At 59.4% G+C, this 18,935-nt stretch carries 13 protein-coding genes and 1 pseudogene; 9 read left to right on the plus strand and 5 right to left on the minus strand.

Annotated features, from left to right (window positions below):
• Positions 1-41: 41 nt before the first annotated feature.
• Positions 42-1,064 carry a zinc-dependent alcohol dehydrogenase family protein gene (locus tag FQ187_RS00915; RefSeq protein ID WP_056743735.1) on the minus strand — a complete coding sequence of 341 codons (1,023 nt, stop codon included), beginning with the start codon at positions 1,062-1,064 and terminating at the stop codon, positions 42-44.
• Positions 1,065-1,334: 270 nt separating this feature from the next.
• On the opposite strand from FQ187_RS00915, the gene FQ187_RS00920 reads away from it, so the two are divergent.
• From FQ187_RS00920 to FQ187_RS00935, 4 genes are all read left to right on the plus strand, one after another.
• Positions 1,335-2,252 (plus strand): LysR family transcriptional regulator, encoded by a 918-nt coding sequence (locus FQ187_RS00920; protein WP_008156370.1) that lies wholly within the window; start codon positions 1,335-1,337, stop codon positions 2,250-2,252.
• Positions 2,253-2,519: 267 nt separating this feature from the next.
• Positions 2,520-3,773 (plus strand): multidrug efflux RND transporter periplasmic adaptor subunit MexE, encoded by a 1,254-nt coding sequence (gene mexE, locus FQ187_RS00925; RefSeq protein WP_149628055.1) that lies wholly within the window; start codon positions 2,520-2,522, stop codon positions 3,771-3,773.
• A 12-nt stretch (positions 3,774-3,785) separates the two neighbouring features.
• Positions 3,786-6,968, plus strand: coding sequence for an efflux RND transporter permease subunit (locus FQ187_RS00930; protein ID WP_149628056.1), 3,183 nt, complete (start codon positions 3,786-3,788; stop codon positions 6,966-6,968).
• Complete coding sequence (locus FQ187_RS00935) at positions 6,965-8,386, plus strand: efflux transporter outer membrane subunit (protein WP_149628057.1); 1,422 nt, start codon at positions 6,965-6,967, stop codon at positions 8,384-8,386. The genes FQ187_RS00930 and FQ187_RS00935 overlap by 4 nt, the downstream gene beginning before the upstream one ends.
• 202 nt (positions 8,387-8,588) lie before the next feature.
• Here FQ187_RS00935 and FQ187_RS00940 read toward each other — a convergent pair whose 3' ends face one another.
• From FQ187_RS00940 to FQ187_RS00950, 3 genes are read right to left on the minus strand one after another with little or no spacing between them, the layout of a single operon-like run.
• On the minus strand, positions 8,589-9,554 hold the full coding sequence (locus tag FQ187_RS00940) for an HlyD family secretion protein (protein ID WP_149628058.1): 966 nt from the start codon (positions 9,552-9,554) through the stop codon (positions 8,589-8,591).
• Positions 9,555-9,558: 4 nt separating this feature from the next.
• Positions 9,559-9,759: a DUF1656 domain-containing protein gene (locus tag FQ187_RS00945; protein ID WP_149628059.1), complete on the minus strand. Its 201-nt coding sequence runs from the start codon at positions 9,757-9,759 to the stop codon at positions 9,559-9,561.
• Complete coding sequence (locus FQ187_RS00950; RefSeq protein ID WP_149628060.1) at positions 9,749-11,896, minus strand: FUSC family protein; 2,148 nt, start codon at positions 11,894-11,896, stop codon at positions 9,749-9,751. The genes FQ187_RS00945 and FQ187_RS00950 overlap by 11 nt, the downstream gene beginning before the upstream one ends.
• 203 nt (positions 11,897-12,099) lie before the next feature.
• Here FQ187_RS00950 and FQ187_RS00955 point away from each other — a divergent pair, with 203 nt between their 5' ends.
• The 5 genes and pseudogenes from FQ187_RS00955 (at position 12,100) to FQ187_RS00980 (ending at position 18,462) form a co-directional block, all read left to right on the plus strand.
• Positions 12,100-13,155: a tetratricopeptide repeat protein gene (locus FQ187_RS00955; protein WP_149628061.1), complete on the plus strand. Its 1,056-nt coding sequence runs from the start codon at positions 12,100-12,102 to the stop codon at positions 13,153-13,155.
• Between the two features lie 116 nt (positions 13,156-13,271).
• The gene (locus FQ187_RS00960; RefSeq protein WP_149628062.1) at positions 13,272-14,774 is read left to right on the plus strand and encodes an ATPase domain-containing protein; all 1,503 of its coding nucleotides are present in this window, start codon (positions 13,272-13,274) and stop codon (positions 14,772-14,774) included.
• 14 nt (positions 14,775-14,788) lie between these two features.
• A complete protein-coding gene (locus tag FQ187_RS00965) occupies positions 14,789-16,441 on the plus strand; it encodes a response regulator (protein ID WP_371925494.1) in 1,653 nt (550 codons plus the stop codon).
• A gap of 701 nt (positions 16,442-17,142) precedes the next feature.
• Positions 17,143-17,327: pseudogene (locus tag FQ187_RS00975) on the plus strand (hybrid sensor histidine kinase/response regulator); the annotation flags it as partial.
• Between the two features lie 202 nt (positions 17,328-17,529).
• Positions 17,530-18,462, plus strand: coding sequence for a halovibrin HvnA (locus FQ187_RS00980; protein WP_149628064.1), 933 nt, complete (start codon positions 17,530-17,532; stop codon positions 18,460-18,462).
• A 39-nt stretch (positions 18,463-18,501) separates the two neighbouring features.
• Here FQ187_RS00980 and FQ187_RS00985 read toward each other — a convergent pair whose 3' ends face one another.
• Complete coding sequence (locus FQ187_RS00985; protein WP_008146959.1) at positions 18,502-18,879, minus strand: response regulator; 378 nt, start codon at positions 18,877-18,879, stop codon at positions 18,502-18,504.
• Between the last annotated feature and the right edge of the window lie 56 nt (positions 18,880-18,935).

The raw sequence follows: 18,935 nt of genomic DNA on the forward strand, positions 1-18,935 counted from the left end.
GTTGGGCACGGACTCTTGCAGAAGGGGCTTATTTGAAGGGCTTATGCAGGTTCGACCTGGAGGGCGACCCGTTCGCGGCATGGGCATTCGTCCATGTAGCGGTGAGCTTCGACAAACTCGGCAAACGGGAAGACCCGAGTCTTGAGCGGCAGCAGCACGCGGTCGGCGGTCATCTGGTTGATGTCGCGCAAGGCACGTTGCAGTGCAACCTGGTCCTGGATGATCCCCAGTTCCGGCTTGCCAGTGAAGTTGCCGATGCAATGCACAAAGAACTGAATGTTTTTCTGGAACGCTGCGCAGGCCGGAAATGGCGTCTGGTTGCCGCCTTGCAGGCCGTACAGCACCAGACTGCCGCGAGGTGCAAGTACATCGCCAAGCAACGACATCTGTGGACCGCCGAGACCGTCGAACACAACGTCCACGCCACGGTTGTCGGTGATCTTGTTGATCTGCATCAGCAGATCCTGTTCTTCGGTGACGATGACTTTCTCTGCACCCAGGGACAGCAGATTCTCACGCTCTTCCGCTGTCTTGGTCGCGGCAATGACCCGGATACCCAGAGCCTTGCCCAGCTGTACAAAGGACGGACCGGCACAGTGACTGGCGTCGGTCACCAGGGCGAATTGCCCGGGTTTGACCCGTGCCAGATCGACATAAGCGAAATAAGCGATCAGCAGCGGCGTGTAATGCACGCTGGCTTCGATCGGGCTGAGGACGTCCGGGTAACGAGTGAGTGCCGAGCGCGGCAGAACGATCTGCTCGCCGTAGACCGGATAATCGTTGGGGCTTTCAGCCGGGAAGCTGGCGACTTTGTCGCCGACTGCCAGATCATCGACGCCTTCGCCAACCGCCGTCACGACGCCGGACATTTCATGGCCAAGGCCAGAAGGCAGGCGAGCGTGGGACGAGGCCAGGTTCTGGCGCCAGAGAATGTCGTACCAGCTGATGCCAATCGCCTCGACGCGCACCTGCACTTCGCCCGGCGCAGGGAGAGCGGCCGCATGCTCTTCGCATTTGAGCACCTCGGCTGGACCAAACTTGTGAAAACGGATCGTGCGGGACATCGCAAACCTCGTCAAAGAAACCTCTAATGCCCTGAACTCTATCTGGGCTTTCTACCCAAGACTATCAGTGGCTATTAATAGTCGACATGCCTGTCATTGATTCCGCAGCGCCGGTGACATCATCAAATGCCGTACAACAACCGAAGCAGCCATTTCAGGAAAACTGAATTACTCGGTGCAGAGTAGCAGCCTTTCCCCTTAATATTCATGCCGGCCATTGTTCTCATATGGCCGCTCTCGTCAAGCTTGATGACTCTGCCAGGACTCCAGATGAATCGTAATGACCTGCGTCGTGTCGACCTGAACCTGTTAATCGTTTTCGAAACATTGATGCACGAACGCAGCGTGACCCGCGCTGCGGAGAAATTGTTCCTCGGCCAGCCGGCCATCAGTGCGGCACTCTCGCGCCTGCGCGGGCTGTTCGATGATCCGCTGTTCGTGCGTACCGGGCGCAGCATGGAACCGTCCGCCCGGGCGGTGGAAATCTTCGCCCTGCTCTCTCCTGCACTGGATTCGATTTCCACCGCGGTCAGTCGTGCGGCGGAATTCGACCCGGCCACCAGCACCGCGGTGTTTCGCATCGGTCTGTCGGACGATGTCGAGTTCGCGTTGCTGCCGATGCTGCTCAAGCGCCTGCGCGCCGAATCACCGGGGATCGTGCTGGTGGTGCGTCGGGCCAACTACATCCTGATGCCGAGCCTGCTGGCCTCAGGCGAAATTTCCATCGGCGTCAGCTACACCGCCGACCTGCCGGCCAACGCCAAGCGCAAAGTACTGCGCCGCAGCATGCCAAAGCTGTTGCGGGCCGACACGGTGCCGGGGCCGTTGAGCCTGGATGATTTCTGCGCACGGCCTCATGCGCTGGTGTCGTTCGCCGGCGACCTGAGCGGCTTTATAGATGAAGAGCTGGAAAAGCTCGGACGCAAACGACATGTGGTGCTCGCAGTGCCGCAGTTCAACGGACTCAGCACACTCATCAGCGGGACCGATATTGTCGCGACCGTGCCGGATTACACGGCTGAAGCGTTGACGGCGGCCGGTGGTGTGCGGGCTGAAGACCCGCCGTTGCCGGTGCGCAGTTTTGAATTGCACATGGCCTGGCGTGGGTCGCAGGATAATGATCCGGGCGAGCGTTGGCTGCGGTCGAGGATTCAGATGTTCTTCGGTGATCCGGATAGCCTTGCTTGATCCTGATTTTGCATGAGGGCTTCTGGCCCTATCGCGAGCAAGCTCGCGATAGGGCACAACGCGGTCTCAAGCTGAACCTTTGCATTCCCCGCAACACTGATTTGTCATCAGCCCAATTGAGAGCCGCCTAACAAAAGGTGCAGGCTAGAGAGCTTGCCCGGGGCTTATATCATTCCGAATGATAGTTACCTTTGCTTCGTTCGATTCGTGCGATACATCCTCGCCGAGCATCATCCGTCCATTCTCAATACATTGGCGGATGCATCCATGGAACAATCACTCAAACATTTACGCTTCCCGTTGGCCCTGTTGGCCGTACTGGTGATGAGCGCCTGCGGCAAGACTCCGGACACGGCCGCCACTATGCCCGCAGCCAAGGTCAGCGTGGCCAAGGTGCTGGAACAACCGGTTAACGAGTGGGATGAATTCACCGGACGCCTCGAAGCGCCGGAAACCGTAGAAATTCGTCCACGGGTCTCTGGCCAGATCGATGAAGTGGCCTTCACTGAAGGCGCTTTGGTCAAGAAAGGCGACCTGTTGTTCCAGATCGACCCGCGCCCATTCCAGGCAGAGGTCCGCCGCCTCGAAGCCCTGGTTGCCCAATCCCGCGCCAACGCCACCCGCAGCGAAAACGAATCCCAGCGTGGCGAACGTCTGCGCACCAGCAACGCGATCTCCGCCGAGCTGGCCGATTCGCGCACCAGCGCTGCTCAAGAAGCCCGCGCCGCCGTCGGTGCCCTCCAGGCACAACTGGACCTGGCCAAACTGAACCTGAGCTTCACCCGTGTCACCGCGCCGATCAGTGGTCGCGTCAGCCGTGCGGAAATCACCGCCGGCAACTTGGTGACCGCTGATACCACCGCGCTGACCAGTGTGGTGTCCACCGACAAGGTATACGCCTACTTCGACGCTGATGAGCGTGTGTTCCTCAAATACACCCAGCTCGCTCGCCAGGGCAAGCGCGGTGCGACCACGCCGGTGTACCTCGGCCTCTCCAACGAAGACGGCAACCCGCACCAGGGCGTGATGAACTTCGTCGACAACCAGGTCAACCCGAAAACCGGCACCATCCGCGGTCGCGCCGTGTTCGACAACAGCGACGGCACCTACACCCCAGGCCTGTATGCCCGTCTGAAACTGGTCGGCAGCGGCACCTATTCCGCCGTGCTGATCAACGACGAAGCGGTCGGTACCGATCTGGGTAAAAAGTTCGTGCTGGTGATGGATGCCGATAACAAAACGGTTTACCGCTCGGTCGAGCTGGGTCCGAAGATCGAAGGTTTGCGCATCGTGCGCAGCGGCCTGAACAAGGACGACACCGTCATCGTCAAGGGGCTGCAACGGGTTCGCCCTGGCTCGCCGGTCACCCCTGAAGTGATCCCGATGGCCAGCGAACAAACCCTCGCCGCTCTGGCTCAACAACGACAAGCGCTGGAAGCCAGCAACCTGCCCCAAGTCGCACCTGCCAAGGTCGCGCCGGGTTCGGTTGTGAAACTGGCTGCTGCGACTCCACGCGGTTAAGGGATCTCAACGATGAATTTTTCCCAATTCTTCATTTCACGGCCGATCTTCGCAGCGGTGCTGTCGCTGCTGATCCTGATCGCCGGCGCCATCTCGCTGTTCCAGTTGCCGATCAGCGAATACCCGGAAGTGGTTCCGCCCACCGTTGTGGTCCGCGCCAACTTCCCGGGTGCCAACCCTAAAGTCATCGGTGAAACCGTGGCCGCTCCATTGGAGCAAGCCATCACCGGCGTCGAGAACATGCTGTACATGTCCTCGCAATCCACCGCTGACGGCAAGATCACCCTGACCATCACCTTTGCGCTGGGCACTGACCTGGACAACGCACAGGTACAGGTCCAGAACCGTGTGACCCGGACCGAACCGAAACTTCCAGAAGAAGTGACGCGCATCGGTATCACCGTGGACAAGGCATCGCCCGACCTGACCATGGTCGTGCACTTGACCTCGCCGGACAAACGCTACGACATGCTCTACCTGTCCAACTACGCCTTACTCAACATCAAGGATGAGCTGGCGCGCCTGGGCGGTGTCGGTGATGTGCAGCTGTTTGGCATGGGCGATTACTCGCTGCGTGTCTGGCTCGATCCGAACAAGACCGCTTCGCGTAACCTGACCGCCACCGACGTGGTGACGGCGATTCGTGAACAGAACCGTCAAGTCGCTGCCGGTGCACTGGGTGCGCCCCCTGCACCGAATGCCACGGCGTTCCAGCTGTCGGTCAACACTCAGGGCCGTCTGGTTTCCGAGGAAGAGTTCGAGAACATCATCATTCGCTCCGGCGAAAACGGTGAAATCACGCGTCTGAAAGACATCGCTCGCATTGAGTTGGGTTCCAGCCAATACGCTTTGCGTTCGCTGCTGAACAACCAACCGGCAGTGGCGATCCCGATCTTCCAGCGTCCTGGTTCCAACGCGATCGAAATCTCCAACGAAGTGCGCGACAAGATGGCGGAGCTGAAGAAGAGCTTCCCGGAAGGCATGGACTTCAGCATCGTCTATGACCCGACGATCTTCGTGCGCGGCTCCATCGAGGCGGTGGTTCACACCCTCTTCGAAGCGCTGATCCTCGTTGTTCTGGTGGTAATCCTGTTCCTGCAAACCTGGCGCGCCTCGATCATTCCATTAGTGGCGGTGCCGGTTTCGCTGATCGGTACGTTTGCCGTGATGCACCTGTTCGGCTTCTCGCTGAACGCCCTGTCACTGTTCGGCCTGGTATTGGCCATCGGTATCGTGGTGGACGACGCCATCGTGGTGGTGGAAAACGTCGAGCGAAATATCGGACTGGGGCTCACTCCGGTCGAAGCGACCAAGCGGGCCATGCGTGAAGTGACCGGTCCGATCATCGCGACGGCGCTGGTGCTGTGTGCGGTGTTTATCCCGGCGGCGTTCATCTCCGGGTTGACCGGGCAGTTCTATAAACAGTTCGCCCTGACCATTGCGATCTCGACCGTGATCTCGGCGTTCAACTCGCTGACCCTGTCGCCCGCCCTGGCTGCGGTATTGCTCAAGAGCCATGACGCTCCGAAGGACCGTTTCTCCAAGGTCCTCGACAAGATCTTTGGTGGCTGGCTGTTCCGTCCGTTCAACCGCTTCTTCGACAAGGCCAGCCACGGTTATGTCGGCACGGTAGGCCGGGTTATCCGCAGCAGCGGTATCGCCCTGCTGTTATACGCAGGCCTGATGGTGCTGACCTTCTTCGGTTTCTCCAGCACCCCGACCGGTTTCGTACCTGGCCAGGACAAGCAATACCTGGTGGCCTTCGCGCAACTGCCGGATGCCTCGAGCCTGGACCGTACCGAAGACGTGATCAAGCGCATGTCCGACCTGGCCCTGAAACAACCTGGCGTGGAAAGTGCGGTGGCCTTCCCTGGCCTGTCGATCAACGGTTTCACCAACAGCCCTAACGCCGGCATCGTGTTCGTAACCCTGAAACCTTTCGACGAGCGCAAAGACCCAAGCATGTCGGCCGGTGCGATTGCCGGTGCATTGAACGGCCAGTTCGCCGGGATTCAGGAAGCCTACATGGCGATCTTCCCGCCGCCGCCCGTACAAGGCCTGGGCACCATTGGTGGTTTCCGCCTGCAGATCGAAGACCGGGGCAACCTGGGCTACGACGAGCTGTACAAAGAAACCATGAACATCATCAACAAAAGCCACAACGTGCCGGAACTGGCTGCCCTCTTCACCAGCTACACCGTGAACGTGCCACAGGTCGATGCGGCTATCGACCGGGAAAAAGCCAAGACCCACGGCGTGGCCGTCAGCGACATCTTCGACACCCTGCAGATATACCTGGGTTCGCTGTATGCCAACGACTTCAACCGCTTCGGTCGCACCTACCAGGTCAACGTTCAGGCTGAACAGCAGTTCCGTCTCGAACCGGACCAGATCGGTCAGCTGAAAGTGCGTAACAACAAAGGCGAGATGATCCCGCTGGCGACCTTCATCAAGGTCAGCGACACCTCGGGCCCGGACCGCGTGATGCACTACAACGGCTTCATCACCGCTGAAATCAACGGTGCGGCAGCCCCCGGCTATAGCTCCGGCCAGGCCGAAAAAGCCATCGAGAAACTGCTCAAGGAAGAACTTCCGAACGGCATGACCTACGAATGGACCGACCTGACCTACCAGCAGATTCTGTCCGGTAACACCGCACTGTTCGTGTTCCCGCTCTGCGTACTGCTGGCGTTCCTGGTACTCGCGGCTCAATACGAAAGCTGGAGCCTGCCACTGGCGGTGATCCTGATCGTACCGATGACCTTGCTGTCGGCTATTACCGGTGTGATTGTTTCGGGCGGCGACAACAACATCTTCACCCAGATCGGCTTGATCGTACTGGTGGGGCTTGCCTGTAAGAACGCGATCCTGATCGTCGAGTTTGCCAAGGACAAACAGCAGGATGAAGGCCTCAGCCCGCTCGCCGCGGTACTGGAAGCCTGCCGCCTGCGTCTGCGGCCGATCCTGATGACTTCCTTCGCGTTCATCATGGGTGTTGTGCCTCTGGTCTTCTCCAGCGGTGCCGGTGCCGAAATGCGTCATGCCATGGGTGTGGCGGTGTTCTCCGGGATGCTCGGGGTGACCTTCTTCGGTCTGTTGCTGACGCCAGTGTTCTACGTACTGATTCGTAACTTTGTGGAGCGCGGTGAAAAGCGCAAAGCGGCCAAGGCCCTGAAACTGGAGGCGCAACAATGAGCCTGAAAGCCTTCCTGCCGAGCCTTCTGGTACTGGCCCTGAGTGCCTGTGCCGTCGGCCCGGACTACAAGACCCCAGCCACTGAGCCGGCCAATATCACGACCGCCACCGATGGCAGCGCTGGGCAGAAGAACTTCGACCGCTCGCGTTTCGAAGGCATCTGGTGGCAGCAGTTCGAAGATCCGACCCTCAACCAGTTGGTGACTCAATCGCTGCAAGGCAACCGTGATTTGCGCGTGGCCTTCGCTCGCTGGAAAGCGGCGCGAGCGATTCGCGATGACGTCAGCAATGACGCCATGCCGACCATCACCAGCCGCGCCAGCAGTGACCTGGCCAAGGGTCAGATCCCGGGCCAGACCACCAAGCGGGTCAATAGCGAACGCTACGACCTGGGTCTGGACATGGCGTGGGAGATCGACCTGTTTGGGCGTATCCAGCGCAACCTGGAATCCGCCGACGCCGAACAGCAAGCGCTCGAAGCCGATTTGTACCAACTGCAAGTCTCGATGATTGCCGAACTGGTGGATGCCTACGGTCAACTGCGCGGTGCGCAGCTGCGGGAAAAGATCGCCCTGGCCAACCTGAATAACCAGCAGGAATCGAGCAAGATCACCGTCAGCCTGCGTGATGCCGGTGTCGGCGATCAGCTCGATGTGGTTCGCGCCGATGCACGCCTGGCGTCCGTCGAAGCCAGCGTGCCGCAATTGCAGGCCGAACAGGTTCGGCAGAAAAACCGCATCGCCACTCTGTTGGGTGAGCGGCCGGATAAGCTGACCGTCGACCTGAGTCCAAAAGACTTGCCGGCGATCGCCAAGGCGCTGCCGATCGGTGATCCGGGTGAACTGCTGCAACGTCGCCCGGACATTCTCAGCGCCGAGCGCAAACTGGCCTCCGCCACCGCCCGTATCGGCGTGGCCAAGGCTGATTTGTTCCCTCGGGTCAGCCTCAGCGGTTTCCTTGGCTTCACCGCCGGGCGCGGTTCGCAAATCGGTTCCTCGGCGGCCAACGCCTGGGCACTGGGCCCAAGCATTACCTGGGCGGCATTCGACCTTGGCAGCGTGCGCGCCCGTCTACGTGGTGCCGATGCTGATGCCGAAGGCGCCCTGGCGACCTACGAGCAGCAAGTACTGTTGGCGCTGGAAGAATCAGAAAACGCCTTTAGCGACTACGGCAAACGTCAACAGCGCTTGATCTCGCTGATTCGTCAGAGCGAATCCAGTCGCGCCGCGGCCGACCTCGCCCAAATTCGCTACCGCGAAGGCACTGCGGACTTCCTCGTCCTGCTCGACGCCCAGCGTGAGCGCCTGGCGGCTGAAGACACTCAGGCACAGGCCGAAGTCGATCTGTATCGCGGTATTGTCGCGATTTACAAAGCCCTCGGCGGTGGCTGGCAACCAGAGACGGTCGCCAGCAAGTAAAGTTTTAACGAGCTCCTTTGGTTGGCCGCAACCAACCGATTCCTTTGCCCTGCGCCTCATTCGGTCGCGGGGCTTTTTTTTGCCTTTTCAGAAGGCATCGTGCGGCCCTGTGGGAGCGACCCTGCTCGCGAATACGGCCTGACATCCACCATGATGTCGACTGACACACCGCATTCGCGAGCAAGCCCGCTCCCACAGGGGGTTAGCGGTGCTCTTGAATCTCGCGGTTTTCCAGGACTGTCACGGTGGCCGTGGTCCCGGCACGCAGTCGGTTTTTGGCCGCGTAATCGGGGTCGATCAGTATTCGCACCGGCACCCGCTGCGCCAGTTTGACCCAGGTGTAACTGGGGTTGATGTTGGCCAGCAGGCGCCCGCCGGGCAGGTTCTCCCGGTCGGAAATGGCGAAGGCAATGCTTTGCACAGTACCGCCGAAGGTTTCGCCGCTCATCAATTCGATCCTGACCCGGTCGCCCTCCTCGATTCGCGGCAGCTTGGTTTCTTCAAAGTATCCGCTGACATAAAACGAGTCGCTGTCCACCAGCGCCAACAGCGCGCCACCGGCCGCGGCATAGTCCCCCTGCCGGGTCAGCAGGTTGGTGACGTAACCCGTCACGGGTGCTTCGACCCGCGTGCGCTGCAAGTCCAGTTCGGCCTGGGTCAATGCGGCGATGGCCAGTTGCACGTTGGCGTGGGCTAAACCGAGGTTGGCCTGGTTGCGCAGCAACTCAGCCTGCGCCACCGCCACTTCCGTGCTGGATTTCTCCCATTCTTCGCCAGAAATTGCCAACCGCTGCTTGAGCGTGCGCCGTCGGCGCTCTTCACTCTGACGCTGGCGGAGCAACGCTTCACTGGCGACTATCGTTGCCTCAGACTGCCCAAGGGTGGCTTTCGCCACTTCCACCGAACGCTTGGCATGCTCAACCGCCAGGACATAGCGCGCCGGGTCGATCTCCAGCAGCAGTTGGCCTTTCTCCACATGCTGGTTGTCCTGCACGCCCAGGCCGACGATGCGCCCCGAGACATCGGCGGACAAGGTCACCACATCGGCACGCACCCGTGCATCGCGAGTCCAAGGGGAGCGGGTGTAATGTTCCCAGGCGAACCAGCCGAGAACAAAGGCCAGCAACACCACCGCCACCGTCGCAAGTCGGGCAAGGATCCTCTTCAAAGCATCAAGCTCCCATCACCAGAATCAGCGTTGCGCAAACGCAGGCGTACAACGCGCCTTCGAACAAGGCTTCATGCCAGACGAACCGAAGCACGCCAAGGCGGCGCAAGACCCAGTCCAGCAGCAGGTAAATCGGCAGGGCCAGCAGTAACGCCTGGGCAATCGGCGGCAAGTAGACGCCACCTAATTCAAAATCAATGGGCAAGGGCCGGCACTCCTTCCGTTTCTGCGGGTTGAAAGTGCTTGCGATGTCGCTCCAGAAACGACACCACGATCAACAACGCCACGCGCATCCTGAAGACCGACCACAGGTGTTCATGAACGTCTAAATACAAGTCGTCCATTTCATCGCCCAAGACACGCAGGTTTCCGAGTAGCTGCTCAAGGTCAATCCCGGGCCGCCCGGCGATCAATCGTCCTGTCTCACGGACAACAGCGAGCAAACGGTTTTGCTGTTCAGTACTGAGCAAGGTGTTGCTCTGCCCCTGTAGCCTGAGCTGGTTCAAGGCCACACCCAGTGCCATGCACCCGAGGCTGACTTCGAACAGCTCGCTGGATTGCTTGTCGTTGGTAGCCGGCAATAATCCCAACATCATGGTCAGGCGATCGACCATGCGGCTTTCAAACGCAAATTGCTGCTCATCGGTGGCCGGCGTCTTCAGCAAAGCGTAGACCTGCTCACAGTTCTCATTGAACAGCCGGCGTATCCGCAAAACGGGCCTGAACGGGAAGATCAAGGCGTAGACACTGAGCGCCAGCGCGGCTGCGCAGATATACGCACCGGCAAACTCGAACCACTGAATGGCACTGTTTTGGCCGATTTCGGTGTTTTGCGGGCCCAGCAACAGAATGGTCGTCAGCCCAAGACCAATGCCTGTGCCAGTGGTTGGCGGACTGGACAGCCCCACTGCAACGGCATACAGCAAGGGGGCGAGCAACAAGGCGAGTAACTCGAAGTCACTGATCATCGGTATCAGCAAGAACAGATACAGCGCCGACACCACAAAAGCCAGGCCCAGTCCCCTGGCAAAGCTTTGACTGGCCAACAACGGTCGTGGAAACGTCGCCATCAGCGAACACAGAATCCCCACCACGATCATCCCGCCACGAGCCCCGTCCCAAGCGGTTTCGATCCAGATCAGACCGGCCACCACCAATGCGGTAAATGCGCGGATCGCGTTCATTGCCGCCAACGTGAAATCCAGATGGAGCGGATTGTCCTGGCCGCGGAACACGCAACTGGCTTCACGGCCTTCCTGGATCGCGTCGCTCAGTTCCAGAATCTGTCCCAGTTGCTCCAGCATCCGTGCCTGCTCCCAGCGCAGTGCCCAGGCCAGTGAGCGCAGCGTGGCTGGCATCGTCTCGGTGAGTTGTTCGGCCTTGTAGGCCTGGTCATCGAAACGCTGTTGCAGCGCCGCGAAATGGTGCCGCGCTTCGGTCGACAACGAGCGCCCTTGCAGGGCCAACTCATCGAGAAAGGCCAGTTCTTCGGCGCGCAAACGCTGTATCTCTTCCGGCAACTCACCTTTCCAGCGCTCGGCCAGCAGTTGCCGCTGGTGACGCAGAGCCGTCAGCCGCGAGGTCAGCAGCACAAGCTGATTGCCCAGCAGTTGCACCAGACCATTGGCGCTGCGCAACCGGGGCGCGTCGAAATACAAATGCCTCCTTACGCCTTCCAGGGCGCTGATCGCGCCGAGCAGTTGCATCTGCCGCCGATGGAAATCGGCCTCGCTTTCTTCGGTTCGGATGACGGCAGCAGCGTGGGTCGCGAGCAGCTTGATGACCTGATCGATCTTGGCGAAGTAATCCCGGGCCACCGCTTCCGGTCGCGCGGTGAGCAGGCTGACCACGCACACGCAAGCCACCGCCAATAGCGTCTCGGTCACGCGGGTGACCGCGAGAAGGAACGTACCGTCCTGATCGGGCACCGCCAACAGTGCCACGACCACCGCCGTGTACCCGCTCAGAACAAACGCCTGGGAACTGGTGTAGCGCAACAAGGTGCCGCCGGCGGTACACAGCGCCAGCCACAAGGCCAGGGTGAAGATGAAAGGCAGGGGCGCCTGGGGAAAGATCGCCATGATCAACACCGCCACGACCGCCCCGAGCGTGGTACCGATGACCTGGCCGAAACTTCGGGCCAGGGCCATGCCGCCCAATGGCTGGCTGACGATGACCACCGCCATGATCGACCACTTGGGCTGCTCAAGGTCGAACAGGAACGCCAGATACAACGTCAGCAGCCCGGCCACGATGGTCCGCAGGGCGAATAGCGCCACTCCGGGCCCGGGGTTGAGTATCGTTTTGAAGTACTGAAGCAGCGGTTGCATGGGAGCGCTCATCGAGTCATCTCCAGCAAGCGTAGTCACTGCGACGGCGCCTCAATGGGTTTCAATGTCGACGCAACCTGTAGGCAAAATCATTGAAAGGCCAGCTTCCTCGAATTGACTGACTAACGAATTGAACTGAGTCTGGGTTTGACTCACAGCCTTGCCTGACCGAAGCTGGCAACTTTGCAACAGCTTGCCAGCTCCCGGATTCCTGCATGCCCCAGTCCCGCCGCTTCCTGCTCATCAGCCTCTGCGTCCTGCTTGCCATCGGCGTTGCCTGGTTTTTCCTGCGCAGTACAACCCCCGCCGTGCCGGAGGCGATCAAGCGCGGCTACAGCGAGGCGCTGAACCAGGCTCGCGCAGGCCAACCGGGCGCAGCGCGGGTCCTCTACCAGCAACTGGGCCGCTCTGATATATCGGTCAAACGCCGCGTCTGGTTGCATGCCGAACTGCCCAACTACCCCAGCTCCGTGGCCCTGAAACTGGCGGATGCGGACTTGCAGCATGAATCGCCGGACGTGCGCATCGCGGCGATCAAAAGCATCAGCGGTCTGGTGCCCAGCGGTCAGCGCAGCCTACTGCTGGGCCCGCTGCTCGATGACAGCGAACAGCGTGTCCGCTATGCCGCCGTGAACGCCTTGCTGGGGCTATCGCCGGACGATCTCGGTTTGTACTTCGGGCCGCTGGAGCAAGCCATCGATGCCTGGGAACAGGACCTGAAGAGTCAACCGGAAAGTGCCGATAACCAATATCAACTGGCTCGGCTGCATCTGCACAATGCCGAGTTGAAAGAGGCGCAGCAGGCGCTGGAGAACACCTTGCGTCTTGCGCCCGGCAACCTGCCCGCGCTGGTGATGCAAATCGACGTGATGGATCGCCTGGGCCAAAACGATGCTGCCCGGCAACTGTTGGCCAAGCAGCTAAAGGCTCAACCTGACTCGGCCTACTTGCAACATGCCCTGGGACTTTGGCTGTTGCATCACGGGCAAAGTGAGTTCGCCCTGCTCGGCCTTTCCAAAGCCGTGGAACTGGAGCCGGACAACAAGGATTACCGCTACGACCTGGCCACCACGCTTCACGATGAACAGGAGCTGGAAGCGGCGCAGAAACAGTTGCAGGAGATCGTCCAGCGCCACCCGGCCGACCGGAGCGCCCGGGTATTGTTGATCAACTACTGGAAAGAAAGCGGCCAGCTACAGAACGTGCAGATTCTGTTGGCGCAACTTGAGCAACTCAATCCCGACGACCCCGCCTTGCAACAAGGGCTTTAACAACAGCAAAAATTTCGTTGAACTCGTCGTCTCGGCCAAGGGTCAAGAGAACAGGCAGTCCATTCAGGCACTTAGGGCCTGCTGCCTCGCTTCCCCTAGTCATGAGAGGGCATTTTTTGTCTACATCAAACGAGTTGATCAGTGCAAAAGCCGCCACCGGCATCGAAGGTCTGGATGACATCCTGGCCGGTGGTTTGTCCCGCGGGCATGTGTTTTTACTGGAGGGTGAACCCGGTACCGGCAAAACCACCGTCGCTTTGCATTTCCTGTTGGCCGGCGCTCGTGCCGGCGAGCGCTCGTTGTACATCACCCTGTCCGAGACCGAACGCGAATTGCGCCAAGGTGCGTTGTCCCACGGCTGGGAGCTGGATGAAAACATCCACATCTTCGAGCTGACGCCCCCGGAAAGCCTGCTCAATGCCGAGCATCAGCAGAGCTTGTTGTATTCCTCGGACCTTGAACTGGGCGAAGCCACCAAGCAGATTTTCGAAGTGGTCGAACGGGTCAAGCCGACCCGCGTGGTGCTCGACAGTCTTTCCGAAATCCGTCTGCTGGCCCAAAGCTCACTGCGCTACCGTCGCCAGATCCTCGCGATCAAACACTACTTCGTGCGCTATGACGCCACAGTGGTGTTGCTGGACGACCTGACCACCGAATCCCTCGACAAAACCGTGCACAGTGTGGCCCACGGCGTCATTCGCCTTGAGGAACTGACTCCCAACTATGGCGCCGAGCGTCGGCGGATCCGTGTGGTGAAGTACCGTGGCCAGAAGTACCGAGGCGGCTTTCACGACTTCACTATCATGGGTGACGGCGTGCATGTTTTTCCGCGTCTGGTGGCCGCCGAGCATCGTGGCCGCTATGTCCGCCAGCAGTTGACCAGCGGCATCAAGGAAATGGATGCGTTGCTCGGCGGCGGGATCGAGACCGGTTCCAGCACGTTGATCCTCGGCCCGGCCGGTACCGGCAAATCGCTGATCTCGATGATCTTCGCCGCTGCCGCCGTGGCCCGTGGCGAAAAAGCCGCGCTGTTCATTTTCGATGAAGAGCTGGGGTTGCTGTTCGAGCGCATGAAGCACATCGGCATCGACCTCAAAGCGCTGCAAGACACCGGCAACCTGCTGATTGAACAAGTCGACGCGGCCGAGTTGTCCCCCGGAGAGTTTTCCTACCGGGTTCGTCGCTGCGTCGATGAGGGCGATATCAAGACCGTGGTGATCGACAGCATCAATGGCTATCAGGCGGCGATGCCAGAGGAAAACGCGCTGGTACTGCACATGCACGAGTTGCTGCTGTACCTCAATCGCCAGGGTGCCGCGACCTTCATGACCGTCGCCCAGCATGGGCTGGTCGGTGACATGCAAGCCCCCGTCGACATTACCTATCTGGCCGACACGGTCATCCTACTGCGCTACTTCGAGGCATTGGGCAAGGTTCGCCGGGCGATCTCGATCATCAAGAAACGCACGGGCAGCCATGAGTCAACCATTCGCGAATACCGCATCAGCGCTCAGGGCATGACCATTGGTGAACCGCTGGATGCATTTCAGGGTGTATTACGCGGTGTCCCGACTTATCTGGGTGCCAGCAACCCCTTGCTTGAGGAAGGAAGCCCGTGATTGCCAAGGAAGCGATGTCCGAACGCGCGATCATTCTCGCGCCGCTGGGTCGTGACAGCCAGATTGCGCTGATGATGCTCAATGAAGCGGGTTACGACGGGGTGATTACTCGGGACCTGGTGGCTTTGTGCAACGAGCTGGAGCAAGGGGCAGGCTTGCTGCTGATCTCCTCCGAGGCCTTGTTGGGCGGTGATCTTGAACCGCTGCTCGGTCTGATCAAGCAACAGCCTGCCTGGTCCGACCTTCCGATTGTATTGATGACCTACCACGGCGGCCCGGAACAAAACCCAGCGTCGCGCTACGGCCAACAGTTGGGGAACGTGACCTTTCTTGAGCGCCCCTTTCACCCGGTCACGTTGATCAGCCTGGTGACCACCGCGCTGCGCGGACGCCGACGACAGTACGAAGCCAGGGACCGGTTGATCGATCTGAGTCAAAGCGAACTGCGGTTGCAAAACACCCTCGAAACCCTCGAACAGCAGGTCGAGGAACGCACCGCCCAGCTGCGACACAATGAAGAAGCCCTGCGCCAATCGCAGAAAATGGAAGCAGTCGGCCAGCTCACCGGCGGTATTGCCCACGACTTCAACAACATGCTGACCGGCATCATCGGCAGCCTGGAGCTGCTGCGCCGGCGTCTGGCCCGTGGGCGCACCGACGATCTGGACAGCCTTATCGACCTGGGCGTTACCTCAGCCAACCGCGCGGCAGGCCTGACCCACCGTCTGCTGGCGTTCTCCCGGCGTCAGTCGCTGGACTCCAAACCCGTGCAGATGAACACCCTGGTGATCTCCATGGGTGAATTGCTTCAGCGCAGCATCAACGAAAGCATTCAGTTGGACATGCAGCTAGACGAGCAACTCTGGGTGGCCGAAGCCGATCCCAACCAATTGGAAAGCGCCCTGCTCAATCTGGTGATCAATGCTCGGGATGCGATGCCCGACGGCGGCAAACTGGTGGTGAAAACCAGCAATCAGTATCTGGACATTGGCTTCACCGAGGCCCAGAACAACCTTCAACCAGGTGAATACGTGGTGCTGAGCGTCACAGACACCGGGTGTGGCATGCCGCAAAGCACCATCAACCGGGCCTTTGATCCGTTCTTTACCACCAAACCCATCGGCCAGGGCACAGGCCTTGGATTGTCGATGATATATGGCTTCAGCAAGCAATCACGCGGCCACGTCGCCATTCACAGCGAAGTGAGCAAAGGCACCACGGTGAGTCTGTTTCTCCCGCGATTCGGCGGTGTCGTGCCTCAGGACAACCCGGTGGACATCCAGCACGCTCCGTTCGCACAGAATGGCGAAACGGTGCTGATAGTCGAGGATGATCCGGCGGTGCGGGTGTTGGTCAGTACGGTGTTGAGTGACCTGGGCTATGCCTTCGTCGAGGCTGGCGATGCCGACAGCGCGGTGCCGATTCTCGATTCCGGGCAGCGTATCGATCTGTTGATCAGCGACGTTGGATTGCCCGGCATGAATGGCCGGCAACTGGCGGAAATCGGCCGCCAATACCGGCCAGATCTGAAGGTATTGTTCATCACCGGCTACGCCGAACATGCGGCGGTGCGCAGCGGTTTCCTTGATCCCGGCATGCAGATGATCACCAAGCCGTTCACCTTCGACCTACTGACGGCGAAAGTGCGGGAGATGATTCGGGTCTAATGCGTTATGCAGAAAATCACGCTATTGACCACACGGCACAACCGCTCAGCATAGGCCGCGACTTTAAGCCTGTCAGCTGTCAACTCTGACAGCTTTTCAGTGCATTTCTTCCTTGATTAACTCTCCTCTGAAGTCCGCTGCACGACCTATGGTGGGTTGCTCTGCGCTCGCCTGCCAGGCGCAGGTCACATCAAGGGATGGACAGGCAATGAAAGAAATCATCGCGCTAATGTTGATGGTTGTTCTGGCGGGCTGTCAGGTTCGCGAACAACAAGCTCCAATTGAACAGACGCCCAGGCGGGCCGTGCAAGCTGAGTCCGGTATCGCCGCCACAACCAACAACACGGCGCAGCGGTCGCGGCCGAACCGACCGTGGAATACAACGATACTCGTCTCACTTGCGGTACGAACTCAATGCCGGCCTTTCTGTGCCGCGGGGTAATGTTGCGATCCACCGTGGCATCAGACGCACCTCAACAGCGGTCTGGCGGGAGCGCAGCATGATCAGCGGGACTTCTACAACAAGACCGAAGGTCGGGTGATGGCCGACGCACCGGTCTGGACCATCTCCTGAATCTGTCTGTGCAACACCTCAAGATCGAATGGCTTGTTCAGAGTGGAACCCGCGTGCGGGGGTCACCCACCCAGGAAGCGATGTCCGAGTGCGCGTTTATTCTCGCGCCGCTGGGTCGCGACAGCCAAATCATGGCGGCCCGGAACAAAACCCGGCGTCGCGCTACGGGCCACAACTGGGGAACGTAACTTTTCTTGAGTGCCCTTTTCACCCGTAACATTGATCAGTCTGGGGACCACCGCGTTGCGCGGACGTCGACGACAGTACGAAGCCAGGGACCGACTGATCGATTTGAGTCAAAGCGAACATCGGCGCAAGCCCTGTTTCATTGAGTGTCATCACACAACAGCTAAGCCTAGGCCTAGTTTTGAAGCCTGTCACCTGTCAACTCTGACAGCTATTCGACGTATGTTTTTCTGGATTTAATCCCCCCTGAAGTAAGCAGCGCGCCTGCTCGCAGGCGACTCTGCGCTCGCCTGCCATAGGCAGCTCAACATTCAAGGGATGAAAACTCATGAAGAAGATAATCGCTCTTGTACTGATGGTTGCCCTTTCGGGCTGCCAGGTCCACGAACATCAAGAACCACCACCGCCAGTCGAACGGACCTTCTCGGGGACCATGGGGTCGGGTTCCAGTGCAGATACGTATTCATCCGCAGCAACGGCCAGTGGTGCAGCGGTCGCAGCCAACCTGACCAGTCGTTACAGCGACACTCGCCAAAATTGTGGAAAGGCTTCGATGCCCGCATTTCTGTGCGCGGGCATAATGCTGCGCGCAACAGTCCCGTCGACCCAGTATTCGAGCTGGAACCCTAGCCCACGCTCACAAACCAGCGGAGGCGTATCTTTTTCATATTTGAGGAAGGACGCCAAGTTCGCCAGCATGGTGTACCTGTACAAAAATGGCTTCGTATTGGCCCCTGTACTGGCAAGACCCACCGGTACGCGGCAGATCGAAGTGCTATGTTCGTTTCCTATAGACGGTGCAACGGACCAACGAGAGGATCCAGGCTGCGGTCCTTACAAACCTAGGCCCGCTCGCAGCAATCGCTGCCAATCACAAGGCATAACTACCGGTGATCAATGGCTGGCCAACTTCAGAACAAACAATGCGCTGTGCAGTTTTGATGTGCGCGATTCGATGAATAATCTGGGTGCCGACTCGTTCTATCAAACCATTCGAGCCCATAACCTGGGTAATTTCATGGCAGGCCGGCATGAGTACATCGAATTGATCCTTGCCACCTGGCCGCAAAACATTCCACGCGAACTTCCCATCGAGGCGTTTTTCTACGTCCCGGGTGGGCTGCCTGGCGCACAACATGATCAGACAGACTACTTCGCCAAAACCGGTGGAGCGGTGGTTCCGATCATAAAACTTACGATGCCCACCTCAACGACTGATGCTGTATTCACCTACATTGCAGCGGATCAGGTAAAACGTTGAACCACTGAAAGGGCGTCGGTCAACGAACGGCGTCCTGCATCAGGAAAGCATTTCCTGCATAAGCTCTTGCAGTACATCCAGATCAAACGGTTTGGCCAGAATCGGTGCTTTACGGGTGATCGGGCTGTCCGTCTCGCGGATCTCCTGCGGATAACCGCTGATAAAGATCACCTTGAGCTCCGGTCGCAACTTCACCGCAGGTTCAGCAATCTGCACGCCAGAGATCCCGCCCGGCAGGCGGAAGTCGGTGATCATCATGTCCAGGTGCGGTTTGCTCGATAGAATCTCGAAGGCCTGCTCGCCGTTTTCGGCCTGCAATACCCGGTAGCCCTCACCCGACAGATAGGCCGACAGCACCATCAAAATCGAGGGGTCATCTTCGACGATCAATACGACGTCTTGTGCATCTTCACTCATGGGAAGCCTTTGTTCGGTCAATAGCTGCTGATACGACCGTGGGGTCGATCAGAGGT

This window comes from Pseudomonas sp. ANT_J28 (assembly GCF_008370005.1).
GTDB classification, from domain to species: Bacteria; Pseudomonadota; Gammaproteobacteria; order Pseudomonadales; family Pseudomonadaceae; genus Aquipseudomonas; species Aquipseudomonas frigoris.

What these genes read in the sequence shown, in the direction of transcription:
- FQ187_RS00955 (WP_149628061.1), top strand. Translation starts at nt 12,100, where the DNA reads ATGCCCCAGTCCCGCCGCTTCCTGCTCATCAGCCTCTGCGTCCTGCTT.
- FQ187_RS00920 (WP_008156370.1), top strand. Translation starts at nt 1,335, where the DNA reads ATGAATCGTAATGACCTGCGTCGTGTCGACCTGAACCTGTTAATCGTT.
- FQ187_RS00950 (WP_149628060.1), bottom strand. Translation starts at nt 11,896, where the DNA reads ATGAGCGCTCCCATGCAACCGCTGCTTCAGTACTTCAAAACGATACTC.
- FQ187_RS00915 (WP_056743735.1), bottom strand. Translation starts at nt 1,064, where the DNA reads ATGTCCCGCACGATCCGTTTTCACAAGTTTGGTCCAGCCGAGGTGCTC.
- FQ187_RS00965 (WP_371925494.1), top strand. Translation starts at nt 14,789, where the DNA reads ATGTCCGAACGCGCGATCATTCTCGCGCCGCTGGGTCGTGACAGCCAG.
- FQ187_RS00985 (WP_008146959.1), bottom strand. Translation starts at nt 18,879, where the DNA reads ATGAGTGAAGATGCACAAGACGTCGTATTGATCGTCGAAGATGACCCC.
- FQ187_RS00930 (WP_149628056.1), top strand. Translation starts at nt 3,786, where the DNA reads ATGAATTTTTCCCAATTCTTCATTTCACGGCCGATCTTCGCAGCGGTG.
- mexE (WP_149628055.1), top strand. Translation starts at nt 2,520, where the DNA reads ATGGAACAATCACTCAAACATTTACGCTTCCCGTTGGCCCTGTTGGCC.
- FQ187_RS00980 (WP_149628064.1), top strand. Translation starts at nt 17,530, where the DNA reads ATGAAGAAGATAATCGCTCTTGTACTGATGGTTGCCCTTTCGGGCTGC.
- FQ187_RS00935 (WP_149628057.1), top strand. Translation starts at nt 6,965, where the DNA reads ATGAGCCTGAAAGCCTTCCTGCCGAGCCTTCTGGTACTGGCCCTGAGT.